The following is a 13,700-nucleotide window of genomic DNA, read 5'->3' on the forward strand; positions in this document are numbered from 1 at the left end:
CGCTGTTCACCCAGCCGCATCGGTCCCGACGGGGAAGTTGAAGAACCTGGCCGAAAACCAGCAACGGGCGAATGGGCGTTTCGATGAACAGCAAGCGGTCCTATCTCGACACACTCAATACCGGGAGGCTACGCAAGCCTCACACCACGCTCGAGGAACTGAACCGTTCGCTGGAGAACCTTGAGCAGCGCCTCAGCCGGCCGCAGGATGCCGGCCTGGACTTTTCACGCGAGCGCGACGACATGCGCCGCCAGCAGCGCTTCGCCGACCTGCCCTACGGCCAGAACCGCAGGGAAGACACCCGCGCCTATGCCGCTGCCCCGCAGCCGGCACCGCGCCCGTCCTACGACCAGCCCTACCAGACGATCGCCCGCGACCTCGACCGCGTGCGCGCGCAGGAAGACGGCGTCGCTGCCTTCGGCAAGATCGCCGCGGAACTGCAGGCGCTGCGCGAGGACCTTCGCCAGCAGGTGACCTCCGGCATGCGCCGCGAATTCGAGGCGGTGCGCGAGGACATCAGGCGTGCCTATGCTTCGGGGGCGTCCAAGGGCGGTGTCGACGAACTCGGCGTCGAATTCGAGCGCCTGTCGAGCGCTATCCATTCGCTTTCGGAACGCAGCGACGACAAGAGCATCAACATGCTCCGTCTCGAACTGGAACAGGTCAAAGGCTCGCTCGATCTGCTGGCGCGTGAAGAAACGGTGCGCTCGGTTGATCGCCGCTGGGACGACTTCAACAAGCGCTGGACGGATTTCGAGGACCGCATTTCGACCGGATCGCACGACCCGGCGATTTCCGCACTGACCTCGCGGCTCGAGCAGATCAACGACGCCGTCAACAACCTGCCCGAATCGCTGTCGCTGCGCTCGCTGGAAGAAAAGGTGCGCACGCTGGCCGGCGCGGTTGACCATTTCGCCCGCCAGCAGGAAAATGCCGACGCCAACACATTCGGCCAGATCGAGGTGCGGCTGGACGAGATCTCGCGCGCCATCGTCGCCTCGACGGCGGCAGCCACCCTACCCAATTTCGATCCCGCTCCCTTCGAGCGCATCGAAGCGCGGATTTCAGCACTGGCCCGCCAGATCGAGGAAGTCGCCGGTGACCAGCCGACCGGCAATGAGGTTATGGAGCGCCTCGGCCTGCTCTCCAGCCGCGTCGACCAGATCACGCAGCAGATCCACCTGCCCGAAGCTGCGGTGGAGCGTCTCGGCAAGCAGATCGCCATCATCGCCGACAAGATCGACCGCGCACCGGCCACACCGGATGCGGACTATATTTTCCAGGGCATCGAGCAGCGCTTCGATCACCTGTCGGATATGATCGAACGCCGTCAGGGCGACGCTGCCGAACAGAGCAACACGCTGTTTCGCGATCTCGAGCGCCGGCTCGATGAAGTTGCCGACCGTCTCGACCAGCGCGCGCATGCGCCGGCGCTGGACAATAGCGGCATCATGGACGCCATCGACGCGCGCTTCGCCACGCTTGCCGAACGTCTTGAAGCCCGCCAGCCCGAGCCGACCGACAACGCCGCCATCCGCAAGCTCGAAGCACGGCTCGAAAGCATTTCAAGCCGGCTCGATTCGTCTGCCAGCCAGTTCGCCAATATCGATCCGGACCTGATCCGCAATCTCGAAGCGCAGGTTTCCGGCCTGTCGCAGCACCTCGCCCGTCCGTCGAGCCCGCTGCCGGAATTCGAGGATATCGGCCCGCGCCTCAACGACATCGAAAAGTCGATCGCCGGCAGCCATGACAGCATCCTCGAGGCCGCGCGGCAGGCCGCCGAAAGCGCCGTGCGCTCGCTGTCGGGTTCGCAGACGCATACGGTGGCAGTGTCCGGCCTCGCCGATGACCTGAAGGCGCTGGAAGCACTGACGCGCCGCTCCGACGAGCGCAACACCAAGACCTTCGAGGCAATCCACGACACGCTCCTGAAGATCGTCGACCGGCTTGGCTCGCTGGAACAGGACGAGCGCCCGACCAGCAAGGTCGACCCCGAACCCCTGAACACGCTGCGCAAGATGGCGTTGCAGGACACGCCGTCGCTCGATTTCGACGATGGCTTGCCGCTGGTCGAGGCCGAAGATCGCCCCACGCCTTCGCGCGTCGGCAGCACGCTCACACCGGCTCAGGCAGCGGCTGCCGCCGCAGTCGCAGCACTCGATTCGGACACGATCGCCGAAGACGAGCCGGAGGCCGGTTCGCGCTCGATGTTCGGCGGCCTCGGCCGCGTCTTCAAGGGCCGCAAGGGGCAGGCTGCCGCGCAGGTCGCAACCGCTGCCCCTGCCGACGCCATAGCCAAGGACGAAGCACCGAGCGTCGACCTGGACGAGCCGCTTGATCCCAAATTCGCCAATCGGCCGCTCGAACCCGGTTCCGGCGCGCCCGACCTCAACGCCATCATGCGCCGCGTGCGTGACGAGCGCGGCCAGCCGGCAAAGCCTGTCGAAACAGAAGCCGCCAAGGCCGATTTCATCGCCGCCGCGCGCCGCGCCGCACAGGCAGCTGCTGCAGAAGCCGAAGCGCTGAAGCGCGATTCCAGCCTGAAGGGCCCGGTAAAAGCGCTGCGCATCGGCGATCTGCTCAAGGCACGCCGCAAGCCGATCCTGATGGCCGCCGCCGCGATCATGCTGGCGCTGGCCGGCCTGCAGCTCGGCAAGGCCTTCATGGCCGGCGATGCCGAGGTGGCGGAAGTGGTGACAACGCCGGCAATCGTCCAGCCAGCCGAGCAGCCCGCTCAAGTTGCCATGGCCGAAGCACCGCAGGCGCCCGCGCCCATCCAGATGGACAGCCTTGCCGACGCCCGCGGCGAAGCCTCGGCCACCCGCACCGTCGACCTGCCGCAGGACTCTCTTGCCGCCGATCCTGAACCGACGCCGGAAGAGGCGACCGCCGCCATTAGCGAGCCGGCCCCGGCTCCCGAAACGACGGCTTCGACATCTCCCGCCTATCAGCCAATCGATAATCCGGCGACGGTCATGAACACCCCGGCCGAGCCTATGCTTGCCAGCCCCGTTCCGGCCAATCCGGTCACGCCTGCTGCCACCACGGCTGCCGTCAGCGTGCCGACGGAAGCCGGCCCGGTGGCGCTGCGCGAGGCAGCCGGTTCCGGCGACGCCAAGGCGCTGTTCGAAGTCGGCTCGCGCTATGCCGACGGTCGCGGCGTCAAGGCCGACATGAAGGCAGCCGCCAAATGGTACGAGCAATCGGCCGAGGCAGGGTTTGCACCGGCGCAGTACCGCATCGGCAATTTCTACGAAAAGGGCCTCGGCGTCGACCGCGACGTGGACAAGGCCAAGACCTGGTATCAGCTGGCCGCCAGCCAGGGCAATGCCAGCGCCATGCACAATCTGGCCGTTCTGTTCGCCATGGGTGCCGACGGCACCGCCGACAATGAATCGGCTGCGCGCTGGTTCATCCAGGCGGCCGAACTCGGCGTCAAGGACAGCCAGTTCAATCTCGGCATCCTCGCCGCCAAGGGCGTCGGCATGCCGCAGAACCTCGAAGAGTCCTACAAGTGGTTCGCCCTCGTCGCCAAGACCGGCGACAAGGATGCTTCCGCCAAGCGCGACGAGATCGCCCATGCGCTGCGCCCCGAACAGCTCGAGCGCGCCCGCGCGGCAACCGAACTGTGGAAGGCAAAGCCGCTCGACACGGCATCGAACTCGGTCGACATCCCCGAAGCGTGGCAGGAAAGCCAGGGCACGACCGCCAGCGTCGACATGAAGAAGGCCGTCCGCAACATCCAGGCCATCCTCAACAAGAACGGCTACGATGCCGGCGGCGCCGACGGCATGATGGGCCAGAAGACCAAGAACGCCATCGCCGCCTTCCAGAAAGCCAACGGCATGGACGCCACCGGCGAGATCGACGAAAAAGTCGTGCGGGCCCTGCTGGCGCTCAACAAGTAATGGCGGTCGCCTACTTCGTCACACACCCCGAGGTCGTTATCGATCCCGGGGTTCCCGTGCCGGAGTGGGGTCTGTCGGGCCGGGGTCACGAACGCCTCCGGGCCTTTTGCGCATGCCCGATCCTGAATTCGGTGAGCGACATTTTCGTCAGCGACGAACGCAAGGCGCTCGACTGCGCCGAGACGCTCAAATCTCTGCGCAACCTCGAATTCCGCATAGACCCTCGCCTCGGCGAAAACGACCGCTCGTCCACCGGCTATGTCGCGCCGCCGCGCTTTTGGGAGATCGTCGCGGAATTCTTCGCCCATCCTGATGCCAGCATCCTGGGTTGGGAAACGGCGGCAGACGCACAGCGGCGCATCAAAACGGCAGTGACCGAGAGCATCGCCGGCCGAACCGGCAAGGGAGACGTCGTCATATTCTCCCACGGCGGGGTCGGTACGCTGTTGTTATGCGACCTGCTGGGAGAACCGATTTCGCAGAATAGAAGCCAGCCGATCAGTGGAGGCGGCTGCTATTTTGCGTTTGATGCGGATACATTGGCCATTCGCCACACTTGGCAAGACATCGTGCCGGAACAATCCTGAAAGTTAATCCTGAAGCGAGCGGTCCGATGGGTTCGTCGGGCGACCGAACTCGCTGTCTATTCCACCATGTTGACGAAGACCCTGCCAAGGCTTAATGATACAGACCTGTCTCACCCGACTGAGTCCGTGTCATGTCCTCCACCTACGGCAATACCGAGAAACGCCAGCACATCGTCGAAACGGCTTATGCGCTGTTCAAGCGTGAAGGCTTTCACGCCACCGGGATAGACCGGATCATTGCCGAGGCGGGCGTGGCGAAGATGACGATGTACCGCCATTTCCCCAGCAAGGACGGCCTTACCGTCGAGGTCCTTGCCTGGCGGGCACAGCGCTTCGACCATCAACTCGATCAGCTCGCCGAGCTTGACGCCACGCCCGAACAGAAGATCGCAACGATCTTCGATTGGTACGGACGCTGGTTCAAAAGCCCGGATTTCCATGGCTGCCTGTTCGCGCATGCGCTCGCGGAATTCGGCGATCCCGCGCATCCGGTTTTCAAGGCCGTGGCCGACCAGAAGAATGGCCTGAAAGGGCGCATGCGCCGGATTCTCGAAGCGGCTTTGCCCGAAGATCAGGCCGAGAGCATTGCGGCGGCTCTTCTGATGCTGCTCGAGGGCGCGACCCTTCTGGCCCAGATGGGCCAGGGAGAGACCGCCATTCGGGATGCAAGAAACGCCGCTCTCGGCCTGCTTGCCAGGCTGCCGGCACGGCAATGAGCGCAGCGGTCGTCAGCCTGGCGCTTTTTGCGGCGATCCTGCACGCGACATGGAACGCCTTTCTGCGAACGGGTGCCGACAGGCTCTGGACCATCACGGTCATGAGCCTTTCCGGTACGCTCGTCGCTCTTCCATTCGTCTTCATCTATCCCCTGCCGGAAAGTTCGGCCTGGCTCTATATCGCTCTCTCGGCCTGTCTTCAGGTCGGCTACAGCGTCTTTCTGGTTGCCGCCTACAGAAACGGCGAACTGGGGCAGGTCTATCCCATCGTTCGCGGCACCGTGCCGCTGCTGGTGACCCTCGGCGGATTTCTGCTCGCCGGCGATCGCCTCGACACCTACCAAACGGCCGGCGTCGTCCTCGTGGCAACGGGAATCATGAGCCTTTCATTGGGCAAAGGCAGGGCGGCCACGTCATCGATTCTCTTCGCCTTGGCGACGGGCGCGATCATTGCCAGCTATGTGACGGTCGATGCGATCGGCGTCCGCGAGGCTGGCCATACGGGCGCCTACACCGCATGGGTGGTGGTGATCTATGGCGCGCTGCTGCCGCTGACTTTCGTGCTGTTCCGGGGAAAACTCGTCGTCGACATTCATTCGCCCGAAACCTTGAAAGCACTGGCGGGTGGCATAGTCGCGCTCACCGCCTATGGCGTGGTGATAGCGGCATTGGCCCTTGGGCCGGCCGGGCCTATCACCGCTTTGCGGGAAACGAGCGTCGTGTTCGCAGCCCTGATCGGATGGCTTTTTCTGGGGGAAGCATTGACGCCCCGCCGTATCCTTGCCTGCTCAATCGTGGCTTTCGGAGCCATCTGCCTCAGCCATTGATCACGGCACATTTGCGACGGAACATCCGGTCGCAGAACCCGGTCGCAAAGGCCCACCTTTGCTTGCTATAGTTCGGCGGCAAACAGCGAAGGCGCGAAAACAATGCCGGCCGGCCAATTCAGGATGCTTCGTTGCAGAACGGCCGGTGTGGAAGCCGTCGAGGCTGCCACGCGCCATGCCTTTTCGCGGCACTGGCACGAGCAATACGGCATCGGCGTCATCCATCAGGGCGCGCAGAAATCGCTGAGCGGGCGCGGCATGGTGGAGGCCGGTCGTGGGGACACCATCACCGTCAATCCCGGCGAGGTCCATGACGGCATGCCGATCAGCGATGCCGGGCGGTCGTGGCGGATGCTTTATTTCGATCCGGCGATCATCCAGGCGGCCTTCGCAGACATGAACGAAGGCGCGTCGAAAGCCTGCGAGTTCGTCTGGCCGGCCAAGACCGACGCCGCAGTTGCCACCCTGTTCCATCGCCTTTACGCGGCAATCACCGGGCATGCGTCCGGCGCGTCCGACCTGCTGAGCGAGGAACTGCTGCTGCGCCTGCTGGCCAATGTCGTGCGCGAGCGGACCGAGGTTGAGGCCTCAGCGTCCGCGCCCACAGCGATCATGCGCGCAAGGCAGTTGATCGACGACGAGCCCACCGCCCCGATCACGCTTGCCGATCTTGCGCGGCAAAGCGGCATGAGCCGGTTTCAGGTGCTGCGCGGCTTTGCCAAAGCGACCGGCTTCACGCCGCACGCCTATCTCATGCAGCGGCGCACCGACCTCGCCCGCCGGCTGATCGCACAAGGCACGCCGCTGGCCGAAGCTGCTGCAGGCTGCGGCTTTGCCGACCAGAGCCACATGACTCGAATGTTCACGCGCAAATACGGCGTATCGCCCGGTGCATACGCCGCCGCCGTCGCCTGATCCTGCCTGCAATTTCGTTCAAGACGGCGAGCCCTCGCACGGCTCAAATCGGTTCTCTCACGGAGAACTGGCATGAGCATCGAATTCCTGATCACATCCTTCATCATCGTGGTGTCGCCCGGCACCGGCGTCGTCTACACGCTGGCGACCGGCCTTTCGCGCGGCGCGCGCGCCAGCGTGGCTGCCGCCTTCGGCTGCACCATCGGTATCGTCCCGCATATGGCGGCGGCGATCATGGGGCTGGCTGCAATCCTGCACACCAGCGCGCTTGCCTTTCACGCCTTCAAATATGCCGGCGTCGCCTATCTGCTCTACATGGCCTGGAACGCGCTGCGCGAAAACGGCTCGCTGAAGGTCGACGAGGAAATCACCGAACGCTCGGCCGCCCGGGTCGCCCTCACCGGCATCCTCGTCAACATCCTCAATCCGAAACTGTCGATCTTCTTCCTCGCCTTCCTGCCGCAATTCATCAGCACCGGCGAAGCGCACCCGCTGTCGCGCATGCTGCTTTTGAGCGCCGTGTTCATGGCGATGACCTTCATCGTCTTCGTCGGCTACGGGTTGTTCGCGGCCTCCGTGCGCGACAAGGTGATCTCGCGCCCGCGCGTGCTGACCTGGATGCGCCGCACTTTCGCCTGCGCCTTCGTGCTGCTCGGTGCAAGGCTGGCGCTGGCGGATCGGTAAGGGCCAATCCGACCGCAACCCAAATGCGACCGCGAATGGCGGTCGCCGTTAACCCGCTGACATGCTTTTTGTTTTAGACTGCCCGTGATGTTTGACTTCGCCGCAATGTCGGCGCAAGAGCAATGTAACGACCGAGGGCAAGGGACAGTCTTGGCCGGCAGGCACATAGCGTAGAGTTTGACGGGTGGGCATCTATCTCCCGATCGCAGAATTATCGGCCAACATCGTCGTGCTGCTCGCAATGGGCGCCGCGGTCGGGTTCCTGTCGGGCATGTTCGGCGTCGGCGGCGGCTTCCTCATCACCCCGCTGCTGATTTTCTACAACATTCCCCCGGCCATCGCAGTCGCCACCGGCGCAAACCAGGTCATCGCTTCGTCCTTCTCCGGTGCGCTTGCGCATTTCAAGCGCGGCACGCTCGATTTCAAGCTCGGAACGATGCTTCTGCTTGGCGGCATCGTCGGCTCGACGCTCGGCATCTATGTCTTTGCGCTGCTGCGCGCCATCGGCCAGCTCGACCTGTTCATTTCGCTGCTCTACGTCATCCTGCTCGGCACCGTCGGTGCGCTGATGATGGTGGAAAGCGTCAACGCCATCCGCAAGACCAAGGATGGCGCGGCGCCGGCGCTGAAGAAATCCGGCCAGCACAACTGGATCCACCGCCTGCCGCTGAAGATGCGGTTCCGCGCCTCCAAGCTTTTCGTCAGCGTCATACCCGTGCTCGGGCTCGGCGCCGGCATCGGCTTCCTGTCGTCGATCATGGGCGTGGGCGGCGGCTTCATCATGGTGCCGGCGCTGATCTATCTGCTTAAAGTGCCGACCAATGTCGTCATCGGCACCTCGCTGTTCCAGATCATCTTCGTCTCCGCCTACACGACCATCGTCCACTCCACCACCAACCAGACCGTCGATATCGTGCTGGCCTTCGTACTGATGGTGGGCGGCGTCGCCGGCGCGCAATATGGTGCCAAGGCCGGACAGAAATTGCGCGGCGAACAGCTGCGCGCCCTGCTTGCGCTGCTGGTGCTGGCGGTGGCGCTGCGCCTTGCCTTCGACCTGTTCGTGCGGCCGAACACGCTTTACTCCCTCACCGGCATCGACGGGGGCCACCTGTGAGGCTGGCCGCGATCTTGGCTGCCGCGCTCGTCGCGGCCTTGCCGGCATTCGGGGCAGCGCTTGCGCAGGCTCAGCAAGCCAATCCCGAAAACATCCAGATCGGCCTTTCGACCGACCGCGTCGCCATCACCGCCGACTTCAGCGGCGCCGACCTGACGATCTTCGGCGCGGTGGAAAACGCCGACCCGCTGATCAACCGGCAGGGCCGATACGACGTCATCGTCGTGCTTGAGGGACCGGCAAAGCCCGTCGTCGTGCGGCGCAAGGAACGCGTGCTCGGCATGTGGATCAACCTGGATTCGGAGACATTCGAAAACGTCCCCTCCTCCTACTCCGTCGCCACGACGCGGGCGTTCCGCGACATAGCCGAGCCGAAGAACTACAAGCAGCTGGCTCTGGGTGCGGACAACCTCTACATCCAGCCGGCGGACACGACCGACGACCCGGTGACGATCGCCGAGTTCACGGCCGCCCTGCGCGAGCGCAAGAAGGCAACGGGCCTCTACAGCGAGCGCATCGGCGGCGTACAGTTCCTGTCGGCCAACCTGTTCCGCGCCGCCCTTTCGCTGGCGCCCAACGTGCCGGTCGGCACGCACCGCGCGCGCGCCTTCCTGTTCCGCAACGGCGTCTTCGTCAAGGAAACCTCGGCACAGCTCGCCATCTACAAATCCGGCTTCGAGCAGACCATCTACCGCTTCGCCAACAACCATGCCTTCTGGTTCGGCATTTTCGCCGTGGGGCTGGCTATGCTCACCGGCTGGCTCGGACGGATCATTTTCCGCCGGGATTGAGGCTGGGTTCCTCTAATGGCCCTCCCCACAAGGGCAGGGCTATCGCATATGTCACAGCCGACCCCCACTCCGCCTCGCTTTGCTCGGCACCTCTCCCCCTCAAAAGGGGAGAGGAAAGGCGCCCAGCCTTGCGGCCGGCATTTCCTCTCCCCCGTCGATCGGGGGAGAGGTGGCTCGGCGAAGCCGAGACGGAGTGGGGGTCGAATTCTATAAAGCGTCGCGGAGCCGCTATCCAGGTCTTAACATCGACCCTGCAATCGGAAATATCCGATGCGTTCCAAGCATGTACGCGATCAGGCTTTCCATGCGGAACAGGCCGGCATAGGCGCGGTCGAGCACGTTGAGGGAGCCCGTATAGGCGCCGAAGGCTGGCATGATGATGCGCGCACCATCGCTGGCAAAGCAGCGCCGCCGCACCGAGCGCCCGCGCTGGACTATGCGCGCGCAAGGGTGGAGGTGGCCCGCGATCTCGCCCTCGACCGGCGTGGCTGAAGGCTCATGCCGGAACATCAGGCCGCCGACGGCGATCTCCTGCACCGTCTCGCCGGGCAGGTCGGCTGGCGCCTGCGGATCGTGATTGCCGGCGACCCAGAACCAGTCGCGCCCGGCCATCATCGCCTCCAGCCGCTCGCGGAAGACATCCGGCAGGCGCGCGGCCCCTGCCCCGTCATGAAAACTGTCGCCAAGGCTGATGACGCGTCTTGGAGAATAATCCTCGATGACATGGGCAAGCCGCGCCAGGGTCGCCGCCGTATCGTAGGGCGGCAGCAGTGCGCCGCGCCGGACCGCATAGGAAGAACCCTTCTCCAGATGCAGGTCGGAGACGACCAGCATCTCCATCTCCGGCATGAACAGCACGCCGCGCTGGTCGCAGATCACCCGCTCGCCGGCGATGGTGATCGCCTCGTTCTTCGGTGTCATCGCGCGCACTGCAAGCGTCATTGCGGGCCCATTGCCTCTTCGATCAGGTCTGCCGCTTCCATCAGGAGCGTTTCGTTGGCGCCGCCATTCACCGGCTCCTTGCCGATTTCCAGCATCACCGGCACGGCCAGCGGCGAAATCTGGTCAAGGCTTTTATGCACGATTCGCCCGCGTATGCGCGAGAGCATCTCGGCCAGTCTCCTGACATCGAGCAGGCCGGAAGCAGCGTCCGTGCGCGTCGCCTGCAGCAATATGTGGTCCGGCTCGTGGCTGCGCAGCACATCGTAGATCAGGTCGGCAGACACCGTCACCTGCCGTCCGCTTTTCTCCTGGCCGGGAAAGCGCTTCTCGATCAGCCCGGCAATCACCGCGCAAGTGCGGAACATGCGCTTCAGCATCCAGCTGTCGTTCAGCCAGGCGTCGAGGTCGTCGCCCAGCATGTCCTCGTCGAACAGTTCGCCAAGCGACGGCTTTTTCGTGCGGAACATGTGGCCCATGTCGTCCAGCGCCCACACCGCCAGCGAATAGTCTGTCGCCACGAAGCCGAGCGGCCGCGCGCCCATCCGCTCCAGCCGCCGCGTCAAAAGCATGCCCAGCGTCTGGTGCGCCAACCGGCCCTCGAAGGGATAGGCGACCATGTAATGCCTGTTGCCGCGCGGAAAGGTCTCGACCAGCATCTCGTCGCGGCGCGGCAGCACCGACTTTTCCTTTTGCAGCCGCAGCCAGTCGGCCACCTGCTCGGGCAGCCGCTTCCAGCGCTCCGGATCGGCCAGCATCGCCCGCACCTCGCCTGCCAGATAGGTCGACAGCGGAAACTTGCCGCCGGCATAGGACGGCACGATGATGTTGGCGCCGCTGCCATTGGACACGAAGCACTCGTTCTCGCGGATGCCCTCGAAGCGCAGGATCTTGCCGGCGAAGAGAAAATTGTCGCCCGGCCGCAGCGTTTCGGCGAAATATTCCTCGACCTTGCCCAGCACCGGCCCACCGCGCGCCACCATCCCCCTGCCCTGGCGCACGTAGCGCACATTCAGTTCCGGCATCTCGACGATGGTGCCGATGTTCAGCCGGTATTGCTGGGCAATTCGCGGATGGCTGACGCGCCACGTGCCATCCTTGGTCAGCTTTATACGGGCGTAGCGCTCATAGCTCCTCAGCGCATAGCCGCCGGTGGCGACGAAATCGATAACGCGATCGAATGTGTGGCGATCGAGCTTCACGTAAGGGGCGGCACCGCGCACCTCCTCGAACAGCGCATCGGCATGAAAGGGTGCGGCACAGGCACTGCCCAGAACATGCTGCGCCAACACGTCGATCGCGCCTTCGATCAGCGGCGGCGTGTCCTGCGCGCCGAGATAATTCGCCTCGAGCGCTGCCCGACATTCCAGCACCTCAAAGCGGTTGGCGGGAATAAGAATGGCCTGGCTCGGCTCGTCCATGCGATGGTTGGAGCGGCCGATGCGCTGCGCCAGCCGGCTCGCGCCCTTGGGTGCGCCGACATGGACGACGAGATCGACATCGCCCCAGTCGATACCGAGATCGAGCGTCGACGTCGCCACGATAGCGCGCAGCGAATTCGTCTCCATCGCCTTTTCGACGCGCCGGCGTTGGCCGACATCGAGCGAGCCGTGATGCAGCGCGATCGGCAGATTGTCCTCATTGCCGCGCCATAGCTCCTGAAACAGGAATTCGGCCTGGCTGCGGGTGTTGACGAACAGCAGCGTCGTGCGGTGCCGGCGGATGGCGTCGTAAATCTCAGGGATAGCATAGCGCGCCGAATGGCCGGACCAAGGCACCCGCTCTTCCGATTCCAGGATCGAGATTTCCGGCTTGGCCCCGCCCGGCACGGTGATCAGGTCGGCCATGCCGCCTTGCGGGTTCTGGCTCACCAGCCAGCGCCGCAATTCGTCGGGCTCCGAAACCGTCGCCGAAAGCCCGATGGCCTGCAGGCCGGGCACGATGGAACGCAGCCGCGCCAGCCCGAGCGCCAGCAGATGCCCGCGCTTGGAGGTCACCAGTGAGTGCAGCTCGTCCAGCACGACATAGCGCAGGTCTTCGAAGAAACGCTTCGCATCGGAAGCCGCGATCAGCAGCGCCAGCTGTTCCGGCGTGGTCATCAGAATGTCGGGCGGCACCAGCTTCTGGCGCTGGCGCTTGTGCTGCGGCGTGTCGCCGGTGCGCGTTTCCATGGTGATCGGCAGGCCCATCTCGCCCACCGGCTTGCCGAGATTGCGCTCGATATCGACGGCCAGCGCCTTCAGCGGCGAGATGTAGAGCGTGTGGATGCCGCGATGCGCCTGTCCCGGCTTGCGCCTGGCGCGCGTTGCCAGTTCCGTCAGCGTCGGCATGAAGCCGGCCAGCGTCTTGCCGGCGCCCGTCGGCGCAATCAGCAGCACCGACTTTCCCGCCTGCGCCCGCGACAGAAGTTCGATCTGATGCGCACGCGGCGACCAGCCGCGACCGGCGAACCATTTGACGAACGGCTCGGGAAGAATGGCGGCGCTCTGGCCTTGCTCGGTGCGGCTCTGGTCGTTCACGCCAAAGACCTAGCGCGAAGGACGACCCGCGCCAAGCGGAATTTGGAACAAAAGGTGATCGTTCTGTGGGAGGCATGGCCTTCGATCTCAGGGTAAGTCTTGGCAAGGGGCGATGCCAACCATGAGTTCGTCATCCCGGAAACCGCAGCGAAGCGCAGGTTATCCGGAACCCATTGGTCAGCGCATCGTCAGGCGCGGCCCTAGTGTTGACGCGCGTTCTGTACCGTAGAAACTCTTCTCCGTTCCGGCATGGATCCCGGGTCTCCGCTTCGCTCCGCCCGGGATGACGAAGAGAGGGGGGTGACGCAGCCAATCGCAAACGTTGTTGCTGGCCAAAGACGTAACAGCCGCGACCCAGCGTTGACGATTAGCGAGAGCCAAACACGCAATTCGTCATCCTCGGGGCCGGAGCCGAACGAAGTTCGGCGGAGGAACCCGGGGATCCATGCCGGAACATCGGTGAAGGCCGCAGCGGTGCAGAACTACCGAAGCTGAAGCTCGCGAATTGGGGGAAAGATTCACCGCAAATTTCCTGCCAACCCATTGTTTCCATTCACCCCACACATTTTTTCACGCCCGATTTATCCCCCTCATTTCCACCTCCGGCATAATCCCCTCATCGCTCTTGCGGGACCGGGTTCTGGAACCGGGATCGGGGAGAGCGGCGGTGACCTCCCGCCCTGGTGTGGTAGCCAGGAAC

At 64.3% G+C, this 13,700-nt stretch carries 10 protein-coding genes; 8 read left to right on the forward strand and 2 right to left on the reverse strand.

Going from position 1 to position 13,700, the window contains the following annotated elements:
- Positions 1-83 precede the first annotated feature (83 nt).
- From BM413_RS26815 to BM413_RS26850, 8 genes are all read left to right on the forward strand, one after another.
- Positions 84-3,908 carry a peptidoglycan-binding protein gene (locus BM413_RS26815; RefSeq protein ID WP_091917939.1) on the forward strand — a complete coding sequence of 1,275 codons (3,825 nt, stop codon included), beginning with the start codon at positions 84-86 and terminating at the stop codon, positions 3,906-3,908.
- Complete coding sequence (locus BM413_RS26820; protein ID WP_091917926.1) at positions 3,908-4,495, forward strand: histidine phosphatase family protein; 588 nt, start codon at positions 3,908-3,910, stop codon at positions 4,493-4,495. The genes BM413_RS26815 and BM413_RS26820 overlap by 1 nt, the downstream gene beginning before the upstream one ends.
- A 131-nt stretch (positions 4,496-4,626) precedes the next feature.
- Positions 4,627-5,211 (forward strand): TetR/AcrR family transcriptional regulator, encoded by a 585-nt coding sequence (locus BM413_RS26825; protein ID WP_091917927.1) that lies wholly within the window; start codon positions 4,627-4,629, stop codon positions 5,209-5,211.
- Entirely contained in the window at positions 5,208-6,038 is an 831-nt protein-coding gene (locus BM413_RS26830; protein ID WP_091917928.1) for a DMT family transporter, read from the forward strand. Before BM413_RS26825 ends, BM413_RS26830 begins: the two co-directional genes overlap by 4 nt.
- 102 nt (positions 6,039-6,140) lie before the next feature.
- Complete coding sequence (locus BM413_RS26835; RefSeq protein WP_091917929.1) at positions 6,141-6,953, forward strand: AraC family transcriptional regulator; 813 nt, start codon at positions 6,141-6,143, stop codon at positions 6,951-6,953.
- 72 nt (positions 6,954-7,025) lie between these two features.
- Positions 7,026-7,637: a LysE family translocator gene (locus BM413_RS26840; protein WP_091917930.1), complete on the forward strand. Its 612-nt coding sequence runs from the start codon at positions 7,026-7,028 to the stop codon at positions 7,635-7,637.
- A gap of 184 nt (positions 7,638-7,821) precedes the next feature.
- Positions 7,822-8,751: a sulfite exporter TauE/SafE family protein gene (locus tag BM413_RS26845; protein WP_091917931.1), complete on the forward strand. Its 930-nt coding sequence runs from the start codon at positions 7,822-7,824 to the stop codon at positions 8,749-8,751.
- Positions 8,748-9,542, forward strand: a complete 795-nt coding sequence (locus BM413_RS26850) for a TIGR02186 family protein (RefSeq protein WP_280141860.1) — start codon at positions 8,748-8,750, stop codon at positions 9,540-9,542. Before BM413_RS26845 ends, BM413_RS26850 begins: the two co-directional genes overlap by 4 nt.
- A gap of 228 nt (positions 9,543-9,770) precedes the next feature.
- On the opposite strand, the gene pdeM is transcribed toward BM413_RS26850, so the two are convergent.
- Together pdeM and BM413_RS26860 are read right to left on the reverse strand one after the other, a co-directional pair.
- The gene (pdeM, locus tag BM413_RS26855; protein ID WP_091917932.1) at positions 9,771-10,484 is read right to left on the reverse strand and encodes a ligase-associated DNA damage response endonuclease PdeM; all 714 of its coding nucleotides are present in this window, start codon (positions 10,482-10,484) and stop codon (positions 9,771-9,773) included.
- Positions 10,481-13,000, reverse strand: coding sequence for a ligase-associated DNA damage response DEXH box helicase (locus BM413_RS26860; protein WP_091917933.1), 2,520 nt, complete (start codon positions 12,998-13,000; stop codon positions 10,481-10,483). The genes pdeM and BM413_RS26860 overlap by 4 nt, the downstream gene beginning before the upstream one ends.
- Positions 13,001-13,700 lie beyond the last annotated feature (700 nt).

It is taken from the genome of Mesorhizobium sp. YR577 (assembly GCF_900116595.1).
In the GTDB taxonomy this organism is placed as follows: Bacteria; Pseudomonadota; Alphaproteobacteria; order Rhizobiales; family Rhizobiaceae; genus Mesorhizobium_M.